The following is a 26565-nucleotide window of genomic DNA, read 5'->3' as shown; positions in this document are numbered from 1 at the left end:
TTGTACGTTACACGCTACCGGTAGCTTTTACCTTGATAGATATTAAAGATCAAATTAGCAGACTCTTCGACAGCTTTATTTGAAACATCGATTACCCTGCAGCCGATTCGATCTACGATTTTTTTAAAATACGCTAATTCCTCTTTAATCCGTTCAATATTCGCATAACTTGCCCCTGAATCAAGCCCGAGTGCTTTCAACCTTTCTCTTCTTATATCATTTAGCTTTTCGGGTGTTATACTTAAACCGAAGCATTTTTCGCTCGGAACGTTGAATATTTCTTCTGGCGGCTCCACTTCAGGCACTAAAGGAACATTGGCGACCTTTAATCGCTTATGGGCGAGATATTGGGAAAGCGGAGTTTTCGAAGTTCTGGACACGCCGATAAGAACAATATCCGCTTTTAAGATTCCTCTCGGGTCTCTTCCGTCATCGTATTTAACAGCAAATTCAATCGCATCTACCTTGCGAAAGTAATCATCATCCAATTGATGGACAATTCCTGGTTCATATCGGGGTACCTGGCCAAGAAAATGTTCCATTTGATTCATCATTGGTCCGATAATATCAACCGCAATAACGCCTTCTTTATGAGCTTGATCAACTAAATAGGATTTAATTTCCGGAACAACCAGTGTAAATGCGATCAGCGCCCCTTGTTCTTTGGCAAGGTCAATAACTTCTTGGACAGTTCCTGTATCCTCGACATAAGGAATACGTCTTATTTCTAGCTGTTGAGAGTTAAATTGACTTGCTGCCGCTTTAACGACTAGTTCTGCCGTTTCCCCTACGGAATCAGAGACTAAATAAATGATTCGTCGTGTGTTGGTCATTGTAACCTCCATTCAAATTATATAATTTCATCAGATGCAAGTTCTACGAAGGCTTTCGTAATATTCGTCTTCGTTAGCCTGCCGACGACCTCTAAACCGTCTTGATCTTCAGAAGCTTTTACGACCGGGACACCGTCAATTTGTTTTTGGATTAACGTTTGCGCAATATCAAGAAGATAATCATCTTTAAAGCAATACGTAATATTGGGCATTCTTGTCATAATAATGTTGATCGGAATTGAATTTAAATCCTGGTTTCCCATGCTTGCCCGCAACAAATCCTTTCTCGAAACAACGCCGACGAGATGGGCATCTTTGTTAACAATAAACAATGTACCGACATCTTCAAGAAACATTGTACAAATTGCTTCATAAACGGTTGCCGATTCGCTTACTACGACAGGTATTGAAGCAAATTCGTGAACTTTGATTTTTTTGATTTTTTCAGTTAATAATTGAGAACCGGTCTTCCCAGTATAAAAATAACCGACACGTGGTCTTGCATCTAAATAACCCGCCATTGTTAAAATCGCCAGATCTGGTCTGAGAGTGGCCCGGGTTAACTTCAATTGTTCGGCAATATGTTCGCCGGTGATAGGTCCATTTTCTTTAACAATACGCAATATCGTTTCTTGTCTTTTATTCAGTTCGATCGTTCGCACCACCTTACACAATGAAATGTGTTATACTCTTTACTAAACATTATATACTAATAAGTGGAACAAGCGAAATAACTAGCTTGAAAAAAGTGTTCTTATTCAAGTTTCGATAATTGATCAAGAAAGCGTTTCGATTTGAATGTGATCCCTGTAAATTCCTCAATATAGAGTGATAAAATCATCCGCAGCAGTTTCTTCGTTTCCTTTTTTAAAGAAATGGTGCCAAGCCGGTTTAAATCAAAATGAAAAAAGAGCCTGAGTAACCTGGCCACTTGAGAGGAGATGACTATCCGGTGAGGATCTATTTCAGCACAGCGTTCACAAAGCAGGCCACCTTCCCGGATCGAAAATGAGAATTGTCCCTCCCGGCTTCCGCAATTTGCACATTGGTTCACCTCAGGGCCTACTCCAGCGACTCTAAGCATTTTCATTTCAAAAATAAAAGCGATCACTTCAGGGTCAACTCCTTCATCGACCAATTGCAATGATTGAAGGAGCAATTCAAATAAATACGGATTCCTTTTTTTCTCCTCTGTTACTTTATCAAGAAATTCGAGCATGTACGCACAGTAGGCGGTCTTAAATAAATCTTCCTTCACATGGCGAAATGTAGAAAGAATTTCTCCCTGGCTTAAACTCCCGAGCCCCGAGCCTTTTTGATAAACATATTGTCCATATGTAAATAATTGCACAACAGAAGAGAGGCGACTTTTTGGTTTTTTCGCCCCTCTTGCCATTACACCAATTTTTCCATTTTCTCTTGTAAACATTGTGACAATTAGGTTGGATTCACCGTAATCAATGGTTTTCATCACTATTCCTTCAACTTTTTGCAGCAATATCATCACCACCAGTTTAATGAAGGCAACCTAATTTTACTGAATGGGAGAGTCCGTCTGTACCGAAATATCCGGATCTAATGGATTCCCAGTACCATCCTTTTCAAGTTCTTTAAATAACAAATAGGTATCGATGCTGCCCGTTTCACAAAATACCTTCCAGGTAAATTCTTTCATGGGAATGCTCCACCTTTCTATTTGTTGTCTAACTCTCGTGTTAATAGGTTGACCTTTAATACGGTTTTCATGTGAAGGAAAATTTGACATTTTAATTCAGCGAACAGAAAAGGAAGTTAATAATCATCTTCATTAAAGCCATATTCTCTTAAATTCCTCAGCTTATTTCGCCAATCTGCCTGCACCTTGACAAACAATTCAAGAAAGACACGCGATCCCAATAACGCTTCAATGTCTTTTCTTGCCCGGGCTCCAATTTCTTTTAACATTTTGCCTTGCTTTCCAATAACAATTCCTTTTTGCGAAGAGCGTTCAACAATGATGGTCGCATTGACATAAACGACATCGCTGTCCTTTCGTCTTTCCATTTGTTCAATAACTACCGCAATGGAATGGGGAACTTCTTCTCGTGTTAAATGAAGCACTTTTTCGCGGATTAATTCAGCCGTAATAAATCGTTCCGGATGATCAGTTACCTGGTCTTCCGGATAATATTGCGGACCTTCGTCCAAATAGTGAATAATTTGCTCCATTAATGTATTGACATTATTCCCCTGTGCTGCAGAGATCGGAATCACTTCATCCACATCGACTTTTGAACGGTAGGAATCGATCAACGGAAGTAGCTCATCAGGATGGACAAGATCAATTTTATTAATGACTAAAAAAATCGGTTTGTTCACTTTTTCCAATCGGTCGATAATAAATTGATCTCCTCTGCCATAGCCCTCGTCTGCATTCACAACAAATAATATTAAGTCAACTTCGTTTAATGTTTGTTGAGCGATTTTCGTCATAAAGTCACCTAATCGATGCTTCGGTTTGTGAATGCCTGGTGTATCGATAAAAATGACTTGCGCTTCATCCGTCGTATAAACACCCTGGATTTTGTTTCGCGTCGTCTGTGGCTTATCACTCATAATCGCGATCTTTTGTCCAACAATGTAATTAAGCAATGTTGACTTTCCAACATTCGGCCTGCCGATAATGGAAACAAAACCTGACTTATACCCTTCTTTCATCATTTTAAATCCTCCGGTGAAAATGCGCCCGGGAGAAGGTCTTTAACCGTTACTTCTTTGACATCTCCATTTAAGTTCGTTAAGAAAACGGTCATCTCTTGAGGACAAAGTTCACTCATCACCTGTCTGCAAGCGCCACATGGAGGAACTGGACGGGGGGTGTCGGCAATGACAGCCATCGCCTTATAATCTTTGTCTCCTTCTGAATACGCTTTAAAAAGCGCGGTTCGTTCGGCGCAATTGCACATGCTGTACGCTGCGTTTTCGATGTTCGCCCCGCGGTATACTTTTCCGTCTTTCGTGAGAAGCGCTGCTCCAACTTTAAATTTCGAATAAGGGACATATGCCATCTCTCTAGCACGTTTTGCCTCTTCTATTAGCATTTCCTTATCCATTTTTTGTTTCCACCTTTCGCCAATCCTACAATATTCAGTTTATTTCATTCTGTTTATTAATGGTTCAATAAACAGTAGTACTCCGATTATAACAGCAATTATGGAAAAAACCAAAACTGCGCCTGATGCCGCATCCTTTGCCTCTTTCGCCAGAGGATGATGATGTTTAGCCACCAGGTCAACTACTCGTTCAATTGCGGTGTTAACAAGCTCTAAAGCAAGTACGACGCCAATGACGATCAAGAGCAATAACATTCTAATGGATGAAAAGTCAAGCCAGAATGCAAAAAGAATGGTAATCGTAGCTGCTCCAAGATGAATCCTGAAATTTTGTTCATTTTTATAGGCATAAACAATTCCTTCAAAAGCAAATCCAAAGCTTTTAAGAAATTTAGCGAAAGAAAATTTCATTGTTCTCTTGTTAATCCGTACTCATTTAAAATTTCATCCTGACGGGCAAACATCTTTTTTTCATCGGATTCATTCATATGATCATAGCCTATCAGATGTAAAAATCCATGAACAGCTAAAAACCCGAGCTCGCGCATGATTGAATGGCCATATTCCGCAGCCTGCCTTTTAGCAGTTTCAACCGATATAATGATATCTCCAAGCATTCGCGGCAAGTCTGCGCCGATAATCTCAACTTCATCCTCCACCATTTCTTCTAATGCAAATGAAATAACGTCTGTCGGTTGGTCTTTATGGCGATATTCTTTATTGATTTCTTGTATTTTCTCATCCGTTACAAATGTTACGGAAAGCTCGGCCTCGCCTGCAATCCCTTCCATCCGAGCGGCTATATCAAACAGCTCTCTAAGTGTGTGTAGTTGCTCTTCAGAAATTAAGTTTGTTTCATCGGTAAAATCAATTTGTAGTGCCATTGTTACTCCACCTTTTTCTTTCCTTCTTCTGGATATTCAATTCGTGAATGGAAAATGCCCTGTAATGTTTCGCATAAGGCTCTGGCTACCGTATCCAGCTCTTTTAATGTTAAATCACATTCATCAAATTGCCCATCTTCCAGCCTGTCCGTTATAATTTTCCGGATAATGCTTTCAATTTTAACCGGTGTCGGTTTGGAAAGCGAACGAACAGCCGCTTCCACACTATCCGCAATTCCAACGACGGCTGCTTCTTTCGTTTGCGCTTTCGGGCCCGGATAACGGAAATCCGATTCAGGAATTTCTTTTTCACTTTGTTGCTCTGCTTTATGATAAAAAAACTTTAATAACGTTGTTCCGTGGTGCTGCTCCGCGATATCAATAATTTCTTTCGGTATTTTATATTTTTTTAACATTTCTGCGCCGTCATAAGGATGTGCAATAATAATTGTCTTGCTTAATTGCGGAGCGATTTTATCATGAGGATTTTCCATGTTCATCTGGTTTTCAATAAAAAAATGCGGCCGCTTCGTTTTGCCTACATCATGATAGTACGATCCAACCCTGGCAAGAAGACCGTTGGCGCCTATTGATTCGCACGCTGCTTCTGAAAGATTTGCGACCATAACACTATGATGATACGTCCCCGGCGCTTCTGTTAATATTTTTCTCAATAAAGGATGATTTGGGTTGGATAACTCGATCAATTTCGTCGGCGATAAAATGCTAAACCAGGATTCCATTACCGGCATAAAGCCAAGCGTTAAAATGGAAGCTAAAAAGCCTGATAAAATCGCAAAAGCAACGTCTATCCCCACTTGAATGAGTGAATACTTCCCGTTTTGCAATAGCAAAATAATGGCGATCGACAATATGTTCACTAAAGCGACAAATAAGCCGGCTTTGACGATTTTTGCTTTCTGATGCCGCTTGCCGAGATAAATGACACCCGCAACGCCACTTAATGCCACATATAAGCACATCGTAAAATTAAACGTGCCGGATGTGCTTTCATTAAAAATAAGGGCTGCACAAATTCCCAAAACTAAACTTGTAATGATTGCGACATGTTCGTCAAGAAGGATTTTAATCATCATCGTCCCACAGGCGATCGGAACGACATAATAAATTCCGGACACATCCATTTTTTCTGTTAAGCTTACAAGTTTCATCAACAAAAGCGAGAATACAAATAACATCGTATAAATAGTAAGGCTTGCCTGTTTTTTCTGATCGCTTAAATGATCCTTTGTTAAATAATATAAACCGCTGACGATAACAATAACAAAAATGAGCAATCCAATATATGGATAAACCGATAAATCTTTATCAAGCAGACCAACTAATTTTAACTGTTTAAATATTTCAGGAGTAATGACTTCTCCTTCGCGAACAATAATTTCCCCTTCTTTTATCTCAACCGGGTCAACATCATCAATTGCCTTTTGCCTTGCAATTCTCGTTTTTTCAGCATCAAAGACATAATTTGGAACGATCGCCGCTCTTGTTAGTTCAATAACAGCATTTTTTAATGCGCCTGAAAAGTTTGTATTCTGGCGAATCTTTTCTTCCGCCCTTTCCCGATACAGTCCTACCTCGTCCACTTTAATTTTATTGCTCATCGTGTCATTTATAACAGAACTTGTTAAATCTTTTGCCGTTTCCAATTCATTTGGCGTAGCATTAAAAAGCGCCTTAAACGCTTCCGGCGACACCTCGTCAAAATTGACCATCCCTTTTAATTGGTCAATCTTTTCATCAAGTGTTAACGCATCTTTTTTATTCGTTTTCTTATCAGATTCTTCATTTATTTTTTGAATGGTTTTAAAAATATCGATTGTTTTTTCTGCCTGCTGAAGGGCATTATCTTCTTTATACGTATATCGGTTCTCTACTTTTTCCGCGGCTTCATTTTGCTTTTTTAGCGTTTCCTCTTTCATCTCAATCCGGATGGGGGATTGAATATCGCGGGGAGAAATGGAATACATGTCAACATTGACTGTATTTGGCGTTACATTGCTTAAAAGAAGAAGATAAAGTACGACGGCCACCAAACCAAATAATATGCTATTCAAATTCAATTTTGGTTTTGATTTCAATATTGGTTTCAGCCGTTTCAAAATCGGTTCCTCCTTTGCGGTACCATATTTATATGTATATTAACAAAATATGGACAAATAAGATACCGTAAAACTTGCCTTTCAATAGAATGGACCTCAAAAAATGAGGTCCATTCTTACCGTTCCTTTTCATCATATGCCGTAATAATACGCTGTACAAGCGGATGGCGCACAACATCCAATTCTTTTAAATAAATAAAGTCTACGCCCTGTACGGATTGAAGTGTTCTCTCGGCAACTTTTAAGCCGGACTCTTTTCCTTTAGGCAAATCAATTTGCGTTAAATCACCGGTAATCACCATTTTGGAACCGAAACCTAAGCGAGTGACAAACATTTTTATTTGTTCTGGAGTCGTATTTTGCGCCTCGTCCAAAATGACGAAACTATCGTTTAACGTACGCCCTCTCATATAGGCAAGCGGAGCAATTTCAATAGTACCTCGCTCGATTAAACGCTCCGTATGTTCGACGCCAAATAGGTCGTGAAGGGCGTCATATAAAGGTCTGAGATAAGGGTCGACCTTCTCTTTCAGGTCTCCCGGCAAAAAGCCGAGGCTTTCCCCCGCTTCAACGGCAGGGCGTGTTAAGACAATTCGCTTTATACTACCTTCTTTCAATGCGCTAACTGCCATAACCACGGCTAAGAAGGTTTTTCCCGTTCCTGCAGGCCCTATTCCAAACACGAGATCATATTTCTTCATCGAAGATACATAATGACGCTGACCCAACGTTTTAATCCGGATCGGTTTCCCTTTTACATTTGTTGCAATTTCTTCTTCATACAATTCCGTTAAGACAGAGAGCATATTTCTTTCGGCTAAATTTAGCGCATAAACAATATCACGTTCTGAAAGATGAATTCCGCGACGCACAAGAACGAGAAGGGCAGCCAGCACTTCTTCAACTACCTGTACCGATTCAGGATTTCCCGTTACCGAAACAGCCTCTCCTCTCGTGACGATCGTCACATGAAGGACGTCTTCAATGATTTTCAAATGCGCATCATTTGGACCGAATAACGAAAGTGCCTCATTTTGATTTTCTAGTTGTAATGATTGCAATTTAATTGGTTCTGACAAACTATTCATTCTCCTTGCTGGATGTTATAGGTTGTTCAGATGCAATATTTTCTATAACCTGGTAGTGCATCGATAAATTAACTTTACCATTCGAAACCGAGACTTGCAAAATATTTTCCCCAATTATTTTTGCATCATTAGGCAATTTTTTTTGCAATTCCTTTTTCGCCATCGTTTTTCCTACTGAAATGGCTTCATTTTTCGTATATATTCGTTTCACGCCATCGGTCTCACGAATATCTTTTTTGACGTAAGCGATCGGCAGCTCCCATTTAATAAACCGAAACGGAGTTTTATTTTCTTCCGTTTTGCTATGTTTAAAATTCCCGTTAGAAAGTCCCCAGACCGGAACTTTCAAACCGAAAATAGAAACATAATGCCTTTTCTTGCTATCTCCTGTATACGTCTTAAAATTAGTTTCTAACGGAACCGTTACATGGACGACGTGCCACGTCTCACCAAGGACAGTCCCTTCAGCAGGAACGAGTTTTTCCTCCCCTTCTTTTCCGATAAATCCTGATACTAATGTTTGTCCTTTTTGAACATAATCGTTTGGCGAAACAAGAGGCTGTCCTCTTTTCACAAAAATATCATGAATGATTGCTTTCTTTTTCGCGATTAAATTTCTTGGTTTGAGCCGTTTTGCCTTCTCAGGTATTTCTTTCTCCGCTACTTGAAATTGATAGGTCGTCCCTTTTTGGGTCACACCAATCCATGTGACATTATCCATTTTATCCGTCAGTTTTTGCTGAATTTGCCTGCTATTAGGCAAGAGAAAAATGAATTGCCCTTTTTTAATGCCTAGCTCAGCGGCAGCTTTTCGTAACTCGAACTCTGTTTTAGGATCTGCACCAGTTACATTTATATTCCATACCATGTTTGACAATAGGAAAATAATTAGAATAAAGCCTGCAAGTCCAAGCAAAAAACCATTTCTCCTCCAAAGGCGGAGAAGAAAAAATGGGGACCCTCTTTTTTTAAGGAAACGGATTTTGCACTTTTTCTGTTTAAGCAGTTGTTTCACCTGTTTTATATCCCGTACGAAAATATTAGCCGTCATTGAATAATCATCTTTTCGCTCAATTTCCCAAATTGGAATGTCCCGCGCGACGCATTCATTGATAATGCTTTCCCCGTGTTCTCCAATGATTCCAATTTTCACATACCCATAGATCGGCTCAATCGGGAATTTTTTCATATTGGCCTCCTGTATTACTTCGTCTTTTTTTGAGCAGGATCTTTGTTGTTTAATTCTTCATAATAAACACCATCGATCTTCCCTTCGAGCAGTATTTCTTCAGGCAAGATCGTTTTAATGACAAAATCATTACCTTTTACGATTAATACTCCATTGATTAAATTAAGCCGCAGCTCCTCTTTTGAGAATGCCTTTACCCCTCTATGATTCTCAATATAAATATGGAGCTGGCCGATCATCGTAATACGAGGCAGATCCATCACGATATCAGCAGGAAGTTCTAATTTTTGCATCATCCATTTCGATACTTGTTGCCGCCATTTCACCATTTGCGAACCCCCTCTCATCTCATTTTTATGAATGGTTGAGTTAAACTATCACTTTACAAACGAAAAAATCGAAATGGATCTTATTTCCCATTTCGATTTTTTCGTTTACTTATTTTTTTGATATGCTTTTGGCTTCCCTACTATTTCTGCCCAGATGATTGCTTCACGGACGTTTTTCGGATCAATTTGAATCGATGGAACAAGAATTTCTTCACTTCGATCGGTATAGCGTTCCCTCATCTCGCCTATTCCCGTTGCTTCTAATGCTTCCTTTTTCAATGAAGCGCGATGAGGGTCATGATCTGCATTTGTAATCATGCTTACTTCATCATGGATATGGGCATGGTGGTCAATCGTTTTTGTTTTTTGTTTTATTTTATAGTTCGGATGACGTGTTGGGCTTTTCTTTCTTTTCTCCCGCAAAGTGCCTGTCTTGCTGCGTTCATTTGCCGTGCTATCTTGAAACCATTTTTTTATAAAACTGAAAATACCGGCAAGGATAACGATGATGAAAGGAATAAAATGATCCAAAAGGTCAAACACTCTTTCCATCCATTGATCGATATTCATGTGCTTTATTTCCTTCCAGGTGTATCATCCGTATTTTTTGGATCGGTGGATTTGCTGATGGCATCTCTCATTGTTGTATCAGCCATAATATTTTTTAAATTCATATAATCCATTACACCCAACTTCCCGGAACGAAGCGCTTCTGCATAAGCTAACGGCACTTCTGCTTCTGCTTCCACCACCTTTGCCCTCATCTCCTGTACTTTCGCTTTCATTTCTTGTTCTGTCGCAACAGCCATCGCCCTTCGCTCTTCCGCTTTTGCTTGTGCAATGTTTTTATCCGCTAATGCCTGATCGGTTTGCAATTCAGCCCCAATATTTTTTCCAATATCAATATCGGCGATGTCGATTGATAAAATTTCAAACGCCGTTCCGGAATCAAGTCCTTTTGCAAGTACTGTTTGAGAAATGGTATCTGGATTTTCCAATACGGTTTTATGGCTATCTGAGCTGCCAATCGTGCTTACAATTCCTTCACCGACACGGGCAATGACGGTTTCTTCGCCCGCACCTCCAACAAGTCGGTCAATATTTGCCCGTACTGTAATTCTTGCTTTTGCCTTTACTTCAATTCCATTAATCGCTACACCGGCAATAAACGGAGTTTCAATGACTTTTGGATTTACGCTCATTTGAACGGCTTCTAAAACATTCCGGCCAGCTAAGTCGATTGCAGCCGCCCTCTCAAAAGAAAGTTCAATATTTGCGCGATGTGCGGCAATTAACGCATTAACCACGCGATCGACATTCCCTCCTGCGAGATAATGGCTCTCAAGCTGGTTCGTACTTAAATCAAGCCCCGCTTTCACCGCTTTAATTAATGGATTAATAACACGTGATGGAATGACACGGCGAAGTCTCATCCCGACTAATGTAAAGATTCCGACACGTACGCCTGCTGCTAATGCAGAGATCCAGAGCATTACAGGCACAAAAGTAAAAAGAATAATTAATGCGATAATGATCAGTCCGATTATTAATAGTGTTGCAATTGAACCCGGTTCCATTTTTTATTCCTCCTCTTCTTTTTGTTCACGGACAACAATCCGAGAACCTTCCACTTTAATAATTTCAACGACAATCCCTTTTCGAATATAGCTTCCTTCTGTCACCACATCCAGGCGTTCCTGGCCCATCGTTATCGTGCCAGCCGGTCTTAAGTCCGTTATGGCAACACCGCATTTCCCGATGAGTTCAATCCGGCTTTCATTTGAAACATAACCCTTTTCATTTGTTGTTCTATCATACAATACCATTTTTTTAAGAGGGCCATTGTATCCGAAAGTTTTATAAAATAAATAAGAACCTATTGCCGTCACACAAAGGGCAATGAATAATGCAATGAGGATGGTCGTGAGCGATCCAGCCGCCATGACAAGTCCTGTGATTACAGAAATAAGGCCAATCATCCCTACCATTCCCCCGGGCAGAAACACTTCTAGAGCAAGCAATATTAAACCGACTCCGAAAAAAATGAACGATTCCCACCCGGCAAGCCCTTTTAGAGCGTGTCCGAAAAAAAATAAAAATAGTGATGATAGGCCGATAAACCCTGGAATGCCAAAACCGGACGTAAACAATTCAAGAACGAGACCAAGACAGCCTAACGATAATAAAACCGTAACAACGATCGGATGAGTGACAAATCCGGCGATCTCGTTATTGAAATGGACAAAGCCACCGTCTGTCATTTCCGATATACCTATGTACACAAACAAAAGACAAACGAAGAAACATAAAAGAATGAGCCCTCTCCACTTTTTCATTTATTTTCCCTCCTTTCCAATTCATTATATATTACGAAAGAAATGTTAAACAGTTTCATTTTTTGTTGGAATCATATTACTTCGTTTCCTGAACAAATTAAAAACGCCTTGATGGGCTAAGCCCTTCAAGGCGTTGTTCACATTTAAGATAAATATTGTTGGACGAGGCGATTGACTTCGGCGCCGTCTGCCTTGCCTTTTACTTTAGGCATTAAAGCACCCATGACTTTCCCCATATCGCTACGCGCAGTAGCTCCAACTTCTTGAATCGTTGCAGAAATAATGTCTTTCAGTTCGTCTTCCGATAACTGCTCAGGCATATATTCTGTTAATACAGCAATTTCTTGCTTTGCACCGGCAGCGAGATCATCCCGGCCGGCTTTCTCAAATTCATGGAGGGAGTCTTTTCTTTGTTTCATTTCGCGTGTAAGGACAGTGAGCTCTTCTTCCGGATTCAATTCATGTCCCAATTTAATGGATTCGTTTTGAAGAGAAGCCTTCAACATTCGAATCACGGATAGTTTTTGCTTATTTTTGTCCTTCATCGCTTGTTTCATATCTTGATTGAGTTGTTCAAGAAGACTCATAAAACCTACACCCTCTCTTAGAACTTGCGCTTTCTTGCTGCCTCAGCCTTTTTCTTACGCTTCACGCTTGGCTTTTCGTAATGCTTGCGCTTTTTAATTTCAGCCAACGTTCCCTCTTTGGAAACGGATCTTTTGAAACGACGAAGAGCATCATCAATGGATTCGTTCTTGCGAACACGGGTTTCTGCCATTCTCTTTCCCTCCCTCCAGACCACCTTAACAATAAATCATGTTAAGAATGCGTCACATATCTTTTGCAATTATAATATAACAACTGTTTGTGGTCAACTTAATTTGGAAGACTTCGAGGGAATATTAGGACGTACGAATTCATTAATAGCTAGAATCGGACTCTTCTCCTTTGACAATCGAAACTCCGGCGCTTGCACCGATTCTCGTTGCCCCGGCTTCAATCATGGCCAATGTAGTTTCACGATTACGTATTCCGCCAGAAGCTTTCACACCGATGTCAGGACCGACTGTTTTTCGCATTAATCGAATATCTTTGACTGTTGCTCCTCCTAAAGAAAAGCCTGTTGACGTTTTGACAAAGTCGATCCCTGCGCCTGCAGCAATTTCACACGCTTTAACCTTTTCATCATCGGTTAAAAGAGAGGTTTCAATGATTGCTTTTGTTAATGCTTTCCCTTTTGCGGCTTCAACTACCGCACGAATATCTTCTTCAACGAGATCATAATTTTTGTCCTTCAAAGCGCCGATATTAATAACCATATCAACCTCAGTTGCACCGTTCTCAATCGCATTTTTCGTTTCAAACGCTTTCACTTCAGGAGTCGTTGCGCCGAGCGGAAATCCGATTACAGTACAAACAGCTACGCCCGTCCCTTTTAATTGCTCAGAAGCTGTTTTAACCCATGTTGGATTAACACATACTGAAAAAAAGTGATGTTCTGCTGCCTCCTGGCAAAGCGTTATAATTTGCTCCTTTGTTGTTTCTGGTTTAAGTGCAGTATGATCGATCATTCGGGCGATATTTAAATTCGACATAGTTCCCATCCTTTTCATTCAATTAGTTGTCAGACCTCTCACAAGTATTGTATCAAAAGACAGATACAAAAAAAAGTCCGGTAAACCCGGACTTTTTATGCATTAGCAGCTTGCTTCAAATAATCCTCATCGACTACTTTTACAAATTGTCCCTCATTATAAGGGTACCCTGCTTTCGTAATTTTTACCTTTACAATTTTCCCGATCATATCCTCTGTTGCCGGGAATTTGACTTTTAAATAATTTGGCGTATAGCCGACATACAATCCAGTATTTGGCTCATCTTTATATTCTTCTTCCGGAATGACTTCGACAACTTCATTTTCATAATGTGAAGCATATTCTTTCGCCAATTGATCAGATAGAGCGATTAAACGGTGCACGCGCTCATTCTTAACGTCTTCCGGCACCTGGTTTTCCATACGCGCGGCCGGAGTTCCCGTTCGTTTCGAATACGGGAAGACGTGAAGCTCGGAAAATTTATGATCACGTATAAAATTATATGTCTCCATAAATTCTTCTTCCGTTTCTCCCGGGAATCCGACAATCACGTCAGAAGTAACGGCAAGCCCGGGCAATGCTTCTTTTAACCGGTTTAAACGTTCTGCAAACATTTCCATCGTATATTTGCGGCGCATACGCTCAAGAACTGTATTCGAGCCGGATTGAAGCGGGATGTGAAGATGCGGAACGATTTTTTCAGATCGATTCATCACCTCGATCACTTCTTCCGTAATCTGGCTTGCTTCAATGGAAGAAATGCGGAGTCGTTTAAGGCCTGCGACTTTTTCATCAAGATCGGATAAAAGTTTAGCGAAGCTATAATCTTTCATATCTTCGCCATAACCGGCCGTATGAATGCCTGTAAGAACAATTTCTTTATACCCGGCATCTACTAATTGCTGCGCCTGCTTAATAACTTCCTCCGGCTGGCGGGAGCGCAAGAGTCCCCTTGCCCACGGTATAATGCAAAATGTGCAGAAATTGTTGCAGCCTTCCTGGATTTTTAGCGATGCCCGTGTGCGGTCAGTAAACTGAGGCACATCAAGTTCTTCATAAACGCGGGCTTTCATAATATTGCTTACCCCATTAATCGGCAGACGCTCCTGTTTAAATTGCTCAATATAGGCTAACATTTTGGAGCGGTCCTGTGTTCCAACAACAATATCTACTCCGGGAATGGCCATAACTTCCGCTGGTGAAGTCTGGGCATAACAACCCGTTACACAAATAACGGCATCCGGATTTTTTCGGATCGCACGACGAATGACCTGGCGGCTTTTTTTATCCCCTGTATTGGTTACTGTACAAGTGTTGATAACATAGACGTCTGCCATATTTTCAAAGTCCGTTCGTTCATAGCCTGCATTTTGAAACAGCTGCCAAATAGCTTCCGTCTCATAATGATTGACTTTACAGCCAAGTGTATGAAAAGCAACGAGTGGCATAATGATCACCCCATTAGTTCAAAATGATAAGATAATGCTGATAATAAATATAAACTTGCTGTTTCTGTCCGTAAAATGCGGGGGCCTAATCCGCATGCAATAAAGCCGCTCTCGCGAAGTGCCTGCACTTCATTGTCGGTCAGCCCCCCTTCAGGTCCAATCACACAAAGTAGTGATTGCCCCTTTTTTGCGGCATTTAATGTTTTATGAAGCTGTCTAGTCTCACCTGTTTTTGCCTCTTCTTCATAAGCAACGATTTTTATATCATACCTTTGTGCGTCCTTCAGCAATTGTTGAAATGAAACTGGCAAGAGCACGTCAGGAATGAAGCTGCGATGAGATTGTTCGGCTGCTTCTTTCGCTATCTTTTGCAGCCTTGCCGTCTTTTTCTCACCTTTTTTTTCATCCCATTTTACAATACACCTTGTTGATGAAAATGGCAAAAAGCTACTGGCTCCGAGTTCCGTTCCTTTTTGAACGATGAAGTCGAGCTTGTCCCCTTTTGGCAACCCTTGAGCGATAGTGACGGAAATAGGAAGTTCCGATATTTGCTCAATCTCCGAAAGTATCCGGGCATTGACAACTTCCCGGTTTATGTTTGCAATCTCGCACAGTACTGCCGGCGACTTACCGTCACTGCATATGATTTTATCACCAATTGACATTCGCATTACTTTTTCAATATGGTTTGCATCATCGCCGGCAATCGTGACGAAAGTGTCACTCTTTTGTTCAGGTTTAACGAAATAACGCTGCAAAACCCCCACCGCCTAAATCGATCGCTTTTCATTTCTTGCAATAAACGCTACCCAATCTTCCATCTCCAGCGTTTCTACAATTGAAAAGCCACTATTTATAAGTTCTTCTCTCACTTCATGCTTTTTCCCCTGTATGATTCCAGATGTAATAAATAATCCGCCTTTTTTAAGCACCCTTGCCGCATCTTGAACAAAGCGAAGAATGATTTCAGCCAGCAAATTCCCGACAATCATGTCTACGGGTCCGTCAATATTGTTCAATAAATTGTTTTGCCCGACTTCAACGCGGTCTTGTGCCTTATTTAATTTCACATTTAACCTGGCGCTATTGACGGCAACTTCGTCCAGGTCATATGCCTTTACGTTGCTTGCGCCCAAGTTTGCGGCAGCGATACTTAATACTCCAGACCCCGTGCCAACATCAATGACCGTATCTCCATTTTTAATATACTTTTCAATGGCCTGAAGGCACATGACCGTCGTGGGATGTGTCCCTGTTCCAAAAGCCATTCCCGGATCAAGTTCAATAATCACTTCATCCGAGCTGACAGGTGTATAATCTTCCCACGTAGGGGTAATCGTAATCTTTTCGGAAATCTTGACAGGTTTATAATATTTCTTCCAGGCAGTTGCCCACTCTTCTTCATTCACTTCGCTAATTGTTACTTTGTTAAATCCAAGATCAATGTCATAAAGCACTAAATTATTGATAGATGCTTTAATTTCCTCAACTGTTTCCCCTAAAAAGCTTGTTACCGGCAAATAAGCTTTAACGATGACCCCTTCTTCAGGATAATCATTAGGGTCGAGTTGATAGATTTCCCCAAAAACAGATTCTCTGTCTTTAACGAGGTCCTGTGGGTCTTCAATAACGACTCCGCTTGCACCCGCTTCATGCAATATGTTAGATACCGGCTCAACCGCTTCTTGTGTCGTATGAATACTAATTTCAGACCATTTCATATCTATCAACTCCACTCCTAATTTCGTTATTCGCCCTTAAATGCTCTTTTTACTTTATCAAAGAAGGATTCCGTCTGTTCATCCGGAACCGAACCGCTTATATCCGCAAAGTCACGCAATAATTGTTTTTGTTTCTCGGTTAATCTTGTCGGTGTGATGACTTTCACTTGAATATGCTGATCTCCCTGACCTCGTCCGTGAACGTTTTTAATTCCTTTTCCTTTTAAACGGAAATTTGTTCCAGTTTGCGTCCCGGCAGGAATTTTCAATTTAATCTTTCCATATAATGTTGGAACTTCAATCTCATCTCCAAGCGCCGCCTGCGCAAACGTTAACGGCATTTCACAGTATATGTCATCCCCGTCTCGTTCAAAAAATTCGTGCGGAGCAACTTTGAAGACGACATATAAATCTCCAGGAGGACCTCCGTTCACACCCGGCTCTCCGTGCCCTGCCATTCGAATTTGTTGGCCAGTATCGACGCCAGCTGGAATTTTAATGCTAATCTTTTTCGTCTTTTTCACTTTTCCAGTGCCATGGCAAGTCATACATTTCTCTTTAATGATTTTTCCTTTTCCACTGCAATAATGACAAACACGGCGATTTACAATTCGGCCAAACGGCGTATTTTGTTCCACGTTTAATTGTCCCGATCCACCGCAATGGCTGCACGTTTCCGGTTTCGTTCCCGGCCTGGCTCCCGTTCCATGACATGTATCACAATCTTCCTCTTTCGGAATGCTGATTTCCGTCTCTTTGCCAAAAACAGCTTCTTCAAATTCTAGCCTCATGGAGTACTGAAGATCTGCTCCCTGTCTTGGCGCATTCGGATTTCGTCTACCTCCTCCGCCAAAAAACATGTCGAAAATATCGCCGAAACCGCCAAAATCCCCGGCACCCGCACCAAATCCTTGATTTGGATCCGTATGGCCAAACTGGTCATAATGCGCCTTTTTCTGAGGATCGCTTAACGTTTCATACGCTTCTTTCACTTCTTTAAATTTTGCTTCCGCATCCGGTTCTTTATTAACATCCGGGTGGTATTGCCGAGCTAATTTCCGGTATGCTTTTTTTATCTCGTCTGCGGAGGCACCTTTCGTTAAACCGAGCACTTCATAGTAATCTCGTTTACTCATCCATTCCACTCCCGACTATTCACATAAAAATTATCATATCATTTTCACTTATCACGATGCAAGATGCGACAACGATTCGTAACATGTCATTATTTGTAAAACATAAGTGATAATCATTAAAAAAGTCAAAGCCAAGAAACCGCCTGACTTTGACTTTCTTTTTTAAAAGAAAACTTATTTTTTATCGTTATCGTCTACTTCTTCATATTCAGCATCTACAACATTGTCGCCGGCTTTTTTTCCTTCTTCCGCTCCGTTTTGCTGCGCGGCACCGGCTGCCTGGGCGGCTTGTTCATAAAGCTTAACGGAAAGTTGTTGCACAATTTCATTTAATGCATTTTTCTTATTTTTAATATCTTCGATATCTTTTCCTTCAAGCGCTTTTTTCAACTCTTCTTTCGCATCGTTCGCTTTTTTGACTTCCGCATCGTCAACTTTTCCTTCAAGTTCTTTTAACGTTTTCTCCGTTGCGAAAATCAATTGATCCGATTCGTTGCGGAGATCCACTTCTTCACGGCGCTTTTTATCCGCTTCTGCGTTTAATTCAGCGTCTTTCACCATACGTTCAATTTCTTCTTCTGAAAGTCCTGAAGAAGATTTAATCGTAATCGATTGTTCTTTATTCGTTCCAAGATCTTTTGCGCGAACATTAACAATGCCGTTTGCGTCAATATCAAAGGAAACTTCAATTTGCGGAACCCCGCGAGGTGCTGGCGGAATATCGGATAATTGGAAGCGTCCAAGCGTTTTATTATCCGCAGCCATTTCACGTTCCCCTTGAAGTACATGGATATCAACCGATGTTTGGTTGTCAGCGGCTGTGGAGAAAATTTGTGATTTCGATGTTGGAATGGTTGTATTTCTTTCAATTAATTTAGTGAATACACCACCCATTGTTTCAATCCCAAGTGAAAGCGGGGTAACATCAAGCAAGACAACGTCCTTCACATCACCTGCGAGCACTCCGCCCTGGATGGCTGCTCCAAGTGCCACAACTTCATCAGGGTTTACACCTTTATGAGGTTCCTTACCTATAAATTTCTTGATCGCTTCTTGAACAGCAGGAATACGGGTAGAACCGCCGACTAAGATGACTTTGTCGATGTCACTTGGCGATAAACCAGCATCATTTAACGCCTGACGAGTCGGTCCCATCGTACGCTCAACTAAATGAGAAGATAATTCTTCAAATTTTGCGCGGGAAAGCGTTAACTCAAGATGCTTCGGCCCGGTTGCATCCGCCGTGATGAACGGTAATGAAATTTGCGTCTGAGAAACGCCGGAAAGGTCTTTTTTCGCTTTTTCCGCAGCATCCTTAAGTCGTTGCAACGCCATTTTATCTTGCGATAAATCAATGCCATTTTCTTTTTTAAATTGATCCACTAAATAATCAATAATCACCTGGTCAAAATCATCGCCGCCAAGTTGGTTGTCCCCCGAAGTTGCTTTTACTTCAAAGAAGCCGTCGCCAAGTTCAAGGATAGAAACGTCAAATGTTCCGCCCCCAAGGTCAAATACTAGAATTGTTTGATCTTCGCCTTTTTCAAGTCCATATGCAAGGGCAGCAGCAGTCGGTTCGTTCACGATGCGTTCTACTTTCAATCCGGCAATCGTACCCGCATCTTTAGTCGCTTGACGCTGAGCATCATTGAAATATGCAGGAACCGTAATAACGGCACGATCTACTTTTTCACCAAGATAGCTTTCCGCATCGGATTTTAACTTTTGCAAAATGATGGCGGAAATTTCTTGAGGTGTGTATTCTTTTCCATCTACATTTACTTTATAGTTTGTTCCCATGTGACGTTTAATGGAAATGATTGTATTCGGGTTCGTTACCGCCTGACGTTTTGCAACTTCACCTACAGTACGATCCCCATCTTTGAATGCTACGACGGAAGGTGTTGTCCGGTTCCCTTCAGGGTTCGGGATAACAACAGCTTCACCGCCTTCCATTACAGCTACACATGAGTTTGTTGTACCTAAATCTATACCAATAATTCTAGACATGCCTTTTTCCCTCCAAGTCAATATGTAGTGCTGTTCTTCAATTGCCTTTTAACTGCTTACTTTTACCATCGACGGCCGTATCACGCGATCCTTTAGCATATAACCTTTTTGAAGCTCTTCCACTACCGTGTTAGCTTCATGTTCATTACTTTCGACCTGCATAACAGCCTGATGAAGGTTCGGGTCAAATGCTGCTCCCACTGCTTGAATTTCTTCAAGGCCTTCACTTTTAAGCGCCTCTTTAAGCTGCCTATATACCATTTCCATTCCCTGCAGGAGCGTTTTAGTTTGATCTTGACCGGCATCTACGTTCAGCGCTCTTTCGAAGTTATCTAAAGCAGGCAAAATTTGTTCAATTAAGCTTTGCGATTTATATTTGAGCTGTTTCGCATTTTCTTCCCGTGTTCGTCTACGGAAGTTTTCATAGTCTGCTTGAATACGAAGCATCCGCTGAGTCGTTTCCTCAAGCTGCTGCTCTAGCTGATTAATTTTCTGCTGTTCTTCAGAAAGTTCTTCTTCCTTTTCTTCCTGGACAGCTGATTCAACTTCTTCCGACACCTCTATTTCTTGTTCCGATTCAACGTTATCGGTTTGGGTCGTTTCCTCAGACACTAACTGTTCATCCAATTCTTTCTTTTCCATTGTTGTCACCTCCCTAAAAGGAATGAATAGCCGAGGCGAATGTAATATTCACCCCGAATTTAGTTATACTGATCGCTAAATGCTTTGGAGAATTCGTTAGCAAGCGTATCAATTAAACTGATGACACGTTTATATTCCATTCGTGTGGGACCAATTAACGAAATCGAACCGACATGATTTCCGCCGACTGAATAAGATGCTTTTATAATGCTGCAATTTTGTATCGCTTCAATCTTATTCTCATGACCGATCGTAACAATGACTCCGTCAGTATCAGAAGAAATTAATCGTTCAACGATCGTCTTTTCTTCTAATGCTTCCAGGAGGCTCTTTACTTTATCAACATCGCGAAATTCGGGCTGTGATAAAATTTTTGTTTTTCCGCCATAAAAAATTTTATCCTTTTTGCCCCATTTCATAATGCCGTCAAGAACTTTTCCGATTTTCTCATAATTCGTCAAATGGTTTTTAAACACCACAGCTAATTCGTGATGGATTTTTGAGCTTAACTCTGAAAGCGGAACCCCGCTTAACCGCTCATTCAAAATATTGACGAGTTTTTCAATTTCATTTAGTTCGATTCCTTCAGGCAAAGTGAATTGCCGGTTTTCCACATGTCCGGTGCTCGTGACAAATATCGCGACCGCAGAATGCGTCGTTAATGGAATAATTTGCATATGTTTCAACGTTGTTTCGAGCGCTTCCGGGCCGAGAATAATCGACGTATAATTCGTCATTTCCGATAATATTTTGGCTGATTGTTCAAAGATTTTTTCCGTATCTTCCACTTTTTTATTAAATAGTAACCGCATCTTTTGCACATCAACTGGTGATAAAGCCGGTGGAGGAAGCAGATGGTCGACATAAAACCGATACCCTTTTTCTGACGGAATTCTTCCTGAAGAAGTATGGGGTTTCTCAAGAAATCCCATCTCCTCTAAATCAGCCAATTCATTTCGAATCGTGGCCGGACTATAAGGAATATCATCGCGTTTAGAAATTGTTCTTGAACCAATGGGCTCAACGTGTTGAATATAGTCATCAATTAATACTTGAAGAATATACAATTGTCTTTCTGATAACATCCCTCCACCTCCCTTTGTTAGCACTCTTTAACTCTGAGTGCTAAATCTATTATAAAGTTACCAACCTGAAATCAAATTGTCAATGATTTAGGCATGATGAAAATTCCTCTCACGATTCCAACGTTATAAATTCCTGAAATACTTCATTCCCGAGAAATACTCCTTTTTTTGTCAACGCAATTGTGTCGCCTTCTTTTTTAAGCAAGCCTCTTTGCATTAAAGAATGGATGGGCTGCTTAAAGATTTCAAACATCGATTTTCCATATCTTCTTTTAAATGTTGAGTCAGACACGCCTGCTATTTTTCTCAGGCCCATAAACAACTCCTCTTCCATTTTTTCTTGAAAGCTCACTTTATGGCTCTCTATATAAGGAAATCCAGTTTCCTCAATTAATGCCATATATTTTTTCAGCGGACCTGCATTGACTTTGCGCTCGCCTTCAACATAGCTATGGGCACCAGCACCGATCCCATAATACTCGTTATTATTCCAGTATTGGAGATTATGCTTGCTTTCATAACCTGGACGGGCAAAATTGCTGATTTCATATTGATGATACCCATTTTGCTGCATTTTATGAATTAACAGTTTGTACATTTCGGCTTCTTGTTCTTCGGTTGGAAGCGGCAAATTTCCATTTCTGAACCGGTTATAAAAGACTGTTTTCTTTTCTATTTGCAATGAATACGCAGAAAAATGAGGGATCTGAAGTGAAAATGCTATGTCCAGCGTTTCATTTAACATATCAACCGTTTGATTCGGCAACCCGAACATTATATCAAGCGAAATGTTTTCAATCCCGGTTTCCTTCGCATTTTTAATCGTCGCAAATACATCTTCTTGCTGGTGCGTTCTTCCAAGTTCTTTCAACAATGATGTTTGGAACGCCTGCACCCCTATACTTAATCGATTGACGCCGTATTTTTTCATGATTTCAAGTTTCTTTTTCGTCGTTTGCTCCGGATTTGCTTCTACTGTAAATTCCGCTAATTTAGATGTTATAAAGTGGTTTTTAACCGATTGCAAAAAGTATTCTAATTGTTTCTCATCCAACGCAGTAGGTGTGCCTCCGCCGACAAAAATGGTCTCAATAAAGTCATAAGGGTACTTTTTTACCGTATTCTTCATTTCCATTTCCATGAATTCTAAATACCGAGCAACCGGCTGACCTTGTAAAAAAACTTTATTAAAATCACAATAATGACAAATATTCACACAAAACGGAATATGGAGATAAACCGCTTCTGGCATTGTTCTCCCTCTTTTCCTGCTATGATTTATAAAAGACCGCTAAGCAATCGCGGTCTTTTTCATTCGATTATTCAATTATCATCGTCCATGCGTAAAACGGCCATAAACGCTTCCTGAGGGACATCGACACGGCCAATCGTTTTCATCCGCTTCTTACCTTCCTTTTGCTTTTCAAGCAACTTGCGTTTACGCGAAATATCTCCACCGTAGCATTTGGCAAGGACATTTTTCCTGAGCGCTTTAATGGTAGACCGGGCAATAATCTTATTCCCGATTGCCGCTTGAACAGGCACTTCAAATTGCTGACGCGGTATAAGCTCTTTTAATTTTTCAACGACTACTTTCCCTCTCTCGTAAGCAAAATCTTTGTGAACAATCACCGAGAGTGCATCAATCTTTTCTCCATTTAGCAAAATATCCATTTTAACAAGCTTCGAAGGCTTATACCCGATAAGTTCATAATCTAATGAAGCATATCCTTTTGTATTAGACTTCAATTGGTCAAAAAAATCATAAACGATTTCTGATAGCGGAATTTCGTAAATAACATTGACGCGATTGTTTTCCAAATAATCCATCGTTAAAAAGTTTCCGCGCTTTTTCTGGCATATTTCCATGATCGTTCCAACGTAATCATTTGGTGTCATAATAGATGCCTTGACATAAGGTTCTTCCACGCGCTGGATAAGCTGTGATTCCGGCATATTGGCAGGGTTGTCTACAATAATATCTTCCCCGCTGGTCAAATTTACCTTATAAATTACGCTTGGTGCGGTCGCAATCAATTCAATATTAAATTCCCGTTCGATCCGTTCTTGAATAATTTCCATGTGAAGAAGCCCTAAAAATCCACAACGGAATCCAAAGCCGAGCGCCTGCGATGTTTCCGATTCATATTGCAGGGCAGAATCATTTAAGACAAGACGTTCAAGAGCTTCCCTCAAGTCATTATATTTTGCCGTATCGACTGGGTATAGACCGCAATAAACCATCGGATTCATTTTGCGATAGCCAGGAAGCGGTTCTGTTGCCGGGTTTTTCGAGCTTGTAATCGTGTCCCCGACCTGAGTGTCGCTTACGTTTTTGATTGATGCTGTTAAAAATCCAACATCCCCAACGGTCAAGAAATCTTTCTGTACTGCTTTTGGCGTGAAAACGCCGAGTTCCACTACTTCAAATTCTTTGCCAGTTGCCATCATCCTGATTTTGTCTCCTACACGGACGGTCCCTTCTGCTATCCGAATATACGTTACTACCCCGCGATAAGGATCATAAAGAGAATCAAAAATAAGGGCCTTCAGCGGGCCGTCCGGGTCGCCTGTTGGCGCTGGCACTTTTTCAACAATTTGCTCTAAAATTTCTTCAATCCCGATTCCCGCTTTCGCAGAAGCTAAAACCGCATCTGATGCATCAAGACCGATCACGTCTTCAATTTCCTGGCGAACACGTTCCGGCTCAGCACTTGGAAGATCTATTTTATTAATGACCGGTACGATTTCAAGGTCATTTTCTAAAGCCAGGTAGACATTGGCAAGCGTTTGTGCCTCGATACCCTGGGCCGCATCTACAACAAGCAGTGCTCCTTCACAAGCGGCAAGGCTTCGCGACACTTCGTACGTAAAATCAACATGTCCCGGGGTGTCGATTAAATGAAAAATATAAGTTTCCCCGTCTTTCGCTTTATAATTTAATTGAACAGCATTTAATTTAATCGTTATTCCGCGCTCACGCTCAAGATCCATCGAATCTAAAAGCTGTTCTTTCATTTCCCGCTGTGATAACGCGCTTGTTTGTTCAAGAATCCGGTCTGCAAGCGTGGATTTCCCATGGTCAATGTGTGCGATAATGGAAAAATTCCGAATACGCGATTGCCGGGCTAATTTTTCTTCTCGATTCATTCGATTCACTCCTACAATTAGTGCGTGTTTAAAAAGTTAGCTCCTTCGAGATCATAATGCTTTATATTCCCGGACTTTTTAAACAACCACATTTAAGCAAAGTACTACTGGCATTGATTATAGCAATACCCCCGTTCTTATTCAATCATAAAAAAGTCATTCCCCTTGTCCGGGAAATGACCTTATAATACCGAGTCAAAGGCGAATTCGAATAGAGTAACAATCAATGAAACAACGCCTTTAACGAGTGCACTAACCGCATTTGAAATTTTTTCGCCAATGCTCGAGAAAAAATTATATGAATGCAGTTTTTCAAGTTTTTTTTGTTTTTCTTCCAGTTCGTGGCTTGAAATATTTTTCCCTAGCACTTCCGCTTCCATTTTTCCGTCTTTTTTTTCGATCGTCAAAGCGTCCATTTCGCTTGTGCTTCCTTTTAAATGCTTTATTCCCTCATTCGCTTTTTGCATACCTAATAGGACACCAAATAACAGTATGGATGTCAGCATAAAGCAAATCATCATAAATTTAATCATCGCGACTACCCTCACTTTATTGGGTTGTACAACAGTATTACTCTTACCTTATGCAACGCTTGTCCAATTATGACTTAAGAAAAACGCTGAGGTGTTTTTTTAAAAAGGCCGCTTAATGTGTATATAATGAACTGTTTCCTTGATTTACCTGTCCATGCAGCGACGTATTTAATCCTCCGGCAATGACATTGGCCATATCTTCAATAAAAATATCTACTTCTTTCGGAGTGACGATCAAATTATGCCCGAGCGGACTTAACACTTCACGAATGAACATTCTCTTCTCTTCATCATCTAACGTCCCAATAATACCTAAATACGATTTCCGCTCTTCCTCAGGCGGTAAATCTTCTTCTGTCAGCTTTCTCTTCTCTCCGAATGTCATTCCCGAAGGTGTCAGCTTTTTTGATGGTTTATCGATTTCTTTCATTTCACGACCAAAATGTTTTAAAATAAAATCAATAGTGTCACTCGCTATTGTGACGGCATCCACTACAGTTGGAATCCCAATTGCAATGACTGGAATTCCGAGTGTTTCCTTACTTAGTTCTTTTCGTTTATTCCCGACTCCGGAACCCGGGTGAATGCCGGTATCAGAAATTTGGATCGTTGTGTTGACACGCTCAATGGAACGGGAGGCAAGAGCATCAATGGCAATAACGAAATCAGGATTTACTTTTTTTATTACACCATCAATGATGTCGCTCGTTTCAATACCCGTCGTTCCCATAACTCCCGGAGCAATCGCACAAACGGGCCGGAACCCTTCCTGGACATTTTCCGGGGCTAAATCGAATAAATGCTTTGTTATTAAAAGGTTTTCAACAACATGAGGACCAAGCGAATCCGGTGTCACTGCCCAGTTTCCAAGACCGACAACGAGACATGTTTGCTCTTCGGTAATTCCTAACTCTTTCAAAAACGAATGAAAAACGTGAGCAAATACTTCTTGCACTTTTTCCTGCAAGGCGGAATCTTTTTCACGAATACCCTGCACTTCAAAGGTTAAATACGTCCCCGCTTTTTTACCCGTTGCCTCCGCCCCTTTTTCATCAATTTCAACCCGTGTAAATTTAATGCCTTCCTCGTCACGTTCTTTAATAATAATTCCCTGGATCGCACTTTCTTTTTCTTCAAGCTTTTGTTCGTCAATCAACATTTCCCGCGCTTCGATGGCAAGATCAGTTCGCACAGCATATTTATCCAGGTTTAACTCTTTATTCATTCCGAAAAACACCGCCCTTTCCAAACTGTTAATATTCTTTCCGTGTACGAACCTTTTCATTCTTGTATTGCAATTAAAAGGCGACTTTGATAGAATACTGTGTGTCCTATTTTTTTGGCAATCTCGGTTGCAAATGGCATAGGGAGGTG

At 40.7% G+C, this 26565-nt stretch carries 29 protein-coding genes; all 29 read right to left on the bottom strand.

Annotated elements, in window-relative coordinates; all coding sequences use genetic code 11:
- Positions 1 to 14: 14 nt before the first annotated feature.
- On the bottom strand, positions 15 to 833 hold the full coding sequence (locus WD019_RS03505; protein ID WP_026676339.1) for a pyruvate, water dikinase regulatory protein: 819 nt from the start codon (positions 831 to 833) through the stop codon (positions 15 to 17).
- Between the two features lie 17 nt (positions 834 to 850).
- Positions 851 to 1498, bottom strand: coding sequence for a helix-turn-helix transcriptional regulator (locus WD019_RS03500; protein ID WP_026676340.1), 648 nt, complete (start codon positions 1496 to 1498; stop codon positions 851 to 853).
- Between the two features lie 89 nt (positions 1499 to 1587).
- Positions 1588 to 2331 carry a DNA repair protein RecO gene (recO, locus tag WD019_RS03495; protein WP_425710679.1) on the bottom strand — a complete coding sequence of 248 codons (744 nt, stop codon included), beginning with the start codon at positions 2329 to 2331 and terminating at the stop codon, positions 1588 to 1590.
- A gap of 36 nt (positions 2332 to 2367) precedes the next feature.
- On the bottom strand, positions 2368 to 2508 hold the full coding sequence (locus tag WD019_RS03490) for a YqzL family protein (protein ID WP_081412563.1): 141 nt from the start codon (positions 2506 to 2508) through the stop codon (positions 2368 to 2370).
- Between the two features lie 116 nt (positions 2509 to 2624).
- A complete protein-coding gene (gene era, locus WD019_RS03485; RefSeq protein WP_026676342.1) occupies positions 2625 to 3533 on the bottom strand; it encodes a GTPase Era in 909 nt (302 codons plus the stop codon).
- Complete coding sequence (locus tag WD019_RS03480; RefSeq protein ID WP_026676343.1) at positions 3530 to 3925, bottom strand: cytidine deaminase; 396 nt, start codon at positions 3923 to 3925, stop codon at positions 3530 to 3532. Before WD019_RS03480 ends, era begins: the two co-directional genes overlap by 4 nt.
- Before the next feature lie 39 nt (positions 3926 to 3964).
- Positions 3965 to 4336: a diacylglycerol kinase family protein gene (locus tag WD019_RS03475; protein WP_425710678.1), complete on the bottom strand. Its 372-nt coding sequence runs from the start codon at positions 4334 to 4336 to the stop codon at positions 3965 to 3967.
- A complete protein-coding gene (gene ybeY / locus WD019_RS03470) occupies positions 4333 to 4809 on the bottom strand; it encodes an rRNA maturation RNase YbeY (protein ID WP_425710677.1) in 477 nt (158 codons plus the stop codon). Before ybeY ends, WD019_RS03475 begins: the two co-directional genes overlap by 4 nt.
- 2 nt (positions 4810 to 4811) lie before the next feature.
- The gene (locus tag WD019_RS03465; protein WP_245595189.1) at positions 4812 to 6929 is read right to left on the bottom strand and encodes an HD family phosphohydrolase; all 2118 of its coding nucleotides are present in this window, start codon (positions 6927 to 6929) and stop codon (positions 4812 to 4814) included.
- 116 nt (positions 6930 to 7045) lie between these two features.
- Entirely contained in the window at positions 7046 to 8008 is a 963-nt protein-coding gene (locus tag WD019_RS03460) for a PhoH family protein (RefSeq protein ID WP_026676347.1), read from the bottom strand.
- 1 nt (position 8009) lies between these two features.
- A complete protein-coding gene (gene yqfD / locus WD019_RS03455) occupies positions 8010 to 9206 on the bottom strand; it encodes a sporulation protein YqfD (RefSeq protein WP_425710676.1) in 1197 nt (398 codons plus the stop codon).
- Positions 9207 to 9220: 14 nt separating this feature from the next.
- Positions 9221 to 9535, bottom strand: a complete 315-nt coding sequence (gene yqfC, locus WD019_RS03450) for a sporulation protein YqfC (protein WP_026676349.1) — start codon at positions 9533 to 9535, stop codon at positions 9221 to 9223.
- Positions 9536 to 9640: 105 nt separating this feature from the next.
- The gene (locus tag WD019_RS03445; protein ID WP_425710675.1) at positions 9641 to 10105 is read right to left on the bottom strand and encodes a hypothetical protein; all 465 of its coding nucleotides are present in this window, start codon (positions 10103 to 10105) and stop codon (positions 9641 to 9643) included.
- Positions 10106 to 10110: 5 nt separating this feature from the next.
- Positions 10111 to 11112, bottom strand: a complete 1002-nt coding sequence (gene floA, locus WD019_RS03440; RefSeq protein ID WP_026676351.1) for a flotillin-like protein FloA — start codon at positions 11110 to 11112, stop codon at positions 10111 to 10113.
- A 3-nt stretch (positions 11113 to 11115) separates the two neighbouring features.
- Positions 11116 to 11871 (bottom strand): NfeD family protein, encoded by a 756-nt coding sequence (locus tag WD019_RS03435; RefSeq protein ID WP_425710674.1) that lies wholly within the window; start codon positions 11869 to 11871, stop codon positions 11116 to 11118.
- 143 nt (positions 11872 to 12014) lie between these two features.
- Positions 12015 to 12458 (bottom strand): GatB/YqeY domain-containing protein, encoded by a 444-nt coding sequence (locus WD019_RS03430; RefSeq protein ID WP_026676352.1) that lies wholly within the window; start codon positions 12456 to 12458, stop codon positions 12015 to 12017.
- A 17-nt stretch (positions 12459 to 12475) separates the two neighbouring features.
- A complete protein-coding gene (gene rpsU / locus WD019_RS03425) occupies positions 12476 to 12649 on the bottom strand; it encodes a 30S ribosomal protein S21 (RefSeq protein ID WP_026676353.1) in 174 nt (57 codons plus the stop codon).
- Positions 12650 to 12791: 142 nt separating this feature from the next.
- On the bottom strand, positions 12792 to 13466 hold the full coding sequence (deoC, locus tag WD019_RS03420; protein WP_425710673.1) for a deoxyribose-phosphate aldolase: 675 nt from the start codon (positions 13464 to 13466) through the stop codon (positions 12792 to 12794).
- A gap of 95 nt (positions 13467 to 13561) precedes the next feature.
- Complete coding sequence (gene mtaB / locus WD019_RS03415) at positions 13562 to 14914, bottom strand: tRNA (N(6)-L-threonylcarbamoyladenosine(37)-C(2))-methylthiotransferase MtaB (protein WP_026676355.1); 1353 nt, start codon at positions 14912 to 14914, stop codon at positions 13562 to 13564.
- Between the two features lie 5 nt (positions 14915 to 14919).
- Positions 14920 to 15672, bottom strand: coding sequence for a 16S rRNA (uracil(1498)-N(3))-methyltransferase (locus tag WD019_RS03410; RefSeq protein ID WP_026676356.1), 753 nt, complete (start codon positions 15670 to 15672; stop codon positions 14920 to 14922).
- Positions 15673 to 15684: 12 nt separating this feature from the next.
- Complete coding sequence (gene prmA / locus WD019_RS03405) at positions 15685 to 16635, bottom strand: 50S ribosomal protein L11 methyltransferase (RefSeq protein ID WP_425710672.1); 951 nt, start codon at positions 16633 to 16635, stop codon at positions 15685 to 15687.
- A gap of 26 nt (positions 16636 to 16661) precedes the next feature.
- Positions 16662 to 17771 (bottom strand): molecular chaperone DnaJ, encoded by a 1110-nt coding sequence (gene dnaJ, locus WD019_RS03400; RefSeq protein WP_425710671.1) that lies wholly within the window; start codon positions 17769 to 17771, stop codon positions 16662 to 16664.
- A gap of 174 nt (positions 17772 to 17945) precedes the next feature.
- Positions 17946 to 19781: a molecular chaperone DnaK gene (gene dnaK, locus WD019_RS03395; protein WP_026676359.1), complete on the bottom strand. Its 1836-nt coding sequence runs from the start codon at positions 19779 to 19781 to the stop codon at positions 17946 to 17948.
- Between the two features lie 48 nt (positions 19782 to 19829).
- The gene (gene grpE, locus WD019_RS03390; protein ID WP_081412564.1) at positions 19830 to 20423 is read right to left on the bottom strand and encodes a nucleotide exchange factor GrpE; all 594 of its coding nucleotides are present in this window, start codon (positions 20421 to 20423) and stop codon (positions 19830 to 19832) included.
- Between the two features lie 59 nt (positions 20424 to 20482).
- Positions 20483 to 21508 (bottom strand): heat-inducible transcriptional repressor HrcA, encoded by a 1026-nt coding sequence (hrcA, locus tag WD019_RS03385; RefSeq protein ID WP_026676361.1) that lies wholly within the window; start codon positions 21506 to 21508, stop codon positions 20483 to 20485.
- 109 nt (positions 21509 to 21617) lie between these two features.
- A complete protein-coding gene (gene hemW, locus WD019_RS03380) occupies positions 21618 to 22760 on the bottom strand; it encodes a radical SAM family heme chaperone HemW (RefSeq protein ID WP_425710670.1) in 1143 nt (380 codons plus the stop codon).
- Between the two features lie 71 nt (positions 22761 to 22831).
- Positions 22832 to 24658, bottom strand: a complete 1827-nt coding sequence (gene lepA, locus WD019_RS03375; protein WP_425710669.1) for a translation elongation factor 4 — start codon at positions 24656 to 24658, stop codon at positions 22832 to 22834.
- A 182-nt stretch (positions 24659 to 24840) separates the two neighbouring features.
- Positions 24841 to 25191: a DUF3679 domain-containing protein gene (locus WD019_RS03370; protein WP_051291240.1), complete on the bottom strand. Its 351-nt coding sequence runs from the start codon at positions 25189 to 25191 to the stop codon at positions 24841 to 24843.
- Positions 25192 to 25303: 112 nt separating this feature from the next.
- Entirely contained in the window at positions 25304 to 26416 is a 1113-nt protein-coding gene (gene gpr / locus WD019_RS03365; protein ID WP_026676364.1) for a GPR endopeptidase, read from the bottom strand.
- Positions 26417 to 26565: the final 149 nt, after the last annotated feature.

This window comes from Fictibacillus sp. Mic-4, from assembly GCF_049843615.1.
Lineage (GTDB): Bacteria > Bacillota > Bacilli > Bacillales > Fictibacillaceae > Fictibacillus_A > Fictibacillus_A gelatini.
This window is presented reverse-complemented; position numbering and strand designations above follow the sequence as displayed.

Bases quoted from the DNA above. Each gene is read 5' to 3' on its own strand.
- WD019_RS03505 (WP_026676339.1), bottom strand. From the start codon at position 833: ATGACCAACACACGACGAATCATTTATTTAGTCTCTGATTCCGTAGGG.
- WD019_RS03490 (WP_081412563.1), bottom strand. From the start codon at position 2,508: ATGAAAGAATTTACCTGGAAGGTATTTTGTGAAACGGGCAGCATCGAT.
- era (WP_026676342.1), bottom strand. From the start codon at position 3,533: ATGATGAAAGAAGGGTATAAGTCAGGTTTTGTTTCCATTATCGGCAGG.
- WD019_RS03480 (WP_026676343.1), bottom strand. From the start codon at position 3,925: ATGGATAAGGAAATGCTAATAGAAGAGGCAAAACGTGCTAGAGAGATG.
- WD019_RS03475 (WP_425710678.1), bottom strand. From the start codon at position 4,336: ATGAAATTTTCTTTCGCTAAATTTCTTAAAAGCTTTGGATTTGCTTTT.
- ybeY (WP_425710677.1), bottom strand. From the start codon at position 4,809: ATGGCACTACAAATTGATTTTACCGATGAAACAAACTTAATTTCTGAA.
- yqfD (WP_425710676.1), bottom strand. From the start codon at position 9,206: ATGAAAAAATTCCCGATTGAGCCGATCTATGGGTATGTGAAAATTGGA.
- yqfC (WP_026676349.1), bottom strand. From the start codon at position 9,535: ATGGTGAAATGGCGGCAACAAGTATCGAAATGGATGATGCAAAAATTA.
- WD019_RS03445 (WP_425710675.1), bottom strand. From the start codon at position 10,105: ATGAATATCGATCAATGGATGGAAAGAGTGTTTGACCTTTTGGATCAT.
- floA (WP_026676351.1), bottom strand. From the start codon at position 11,112: ATGGAACCGGGTTCAATTGCAACACTATTAATAATCGGACTGATCATT.
- WD019_RS03435 (WP_425710674.1), bottom strand. From the start codon at position 11,871: ATGAAAAAGTGGAGAGGGCTCATTCTTTTATGTTTCTTCGTTTGTCTT.
- WD019_RS03430 (WP_026676352.1), bottom strand. From the start codon at position 12,458: ATGAGTCTTCTTGAACAACTCAATCAAGATATGAAACAAGCGATGAAG.
- rpsU (WP_026676353.1), bottom strand. From the start codon at position 12,649: ATGGCAGAAACCCGTGTTCGCAAGAACGAATCCATTGATGATGCTCTT.
- deoC (WP_425710673.1), bottom strand. From the start codon at position 13,466: ATGTCGAATTTAAATATCGCCCGAATGATCGATCATACTGCACTTAAA.
- mtaB (WP_026676355.1), bottom strand. From the start codon at position 14,914: ATGCCACTCGTTGCTTTTCATACACTTGGCTGTAAAGTCAATCATTAT.
- prmA (WP_425710672.1), bottom strand. From the start codon at position 16,635: ATGAAATGGTCTGAAATTAGTATTCATACGACACAAGAAGCGGTTGAG.
- dnaJ (WP_425710671.1), bottom strand. From the start codon at position 17,771: ATGAGTAAACGAGATTACTATGAAGTGCTCGGTTTAACGAAAGGTGCC.
- dnaK (WP_026676359.1), bottom strand. From the start codon at position 19,781: ATGTCTAGAATTATTGGTATAGATTTAGGTACAACAAACTCATGTGTA.
- grpE (WP_081412564.1), bottom strand. From the start codon at position 20,423: ATGGAAAAGAAAGAATTGGATGAACAGTTAGTGTCTGAGGAAACGACC.
- hrcA (WP_026676361.1), bottom strand. From the start codon at position 21,508: ATGTTATCAGAAAGACAATTGTATATTCTTCAAGTATTAATTGATGAC.
- hemW (WP_425710670.1), bottom strand. From the start codon at position 22,760: ATGCCAGAAGCGGTTTATCTCCATATTCCGTTTTGTGTGAATATTTGT.
- lepA (WP_425710669.1), bottom strand. From the start codon at position 24,658: ATGAATCGAGAAGAAAAATTAGCCCGGCAATCGCGTATTCGGAATTTT.
- WD019_RS03370 (WP_051291240.1), bottom strand. From the start codon at position 25,191: ATGATTAAATTTATGATGATTTGCTTTATGCTGACATCCATACTGTTA.
- gpr (WP_026676364.1), bottom strand. From the start codon at position 26,416: ATGAATAAAGAGTTAAACCTGGATAAATATGCTGTGCGAACTGATCTT.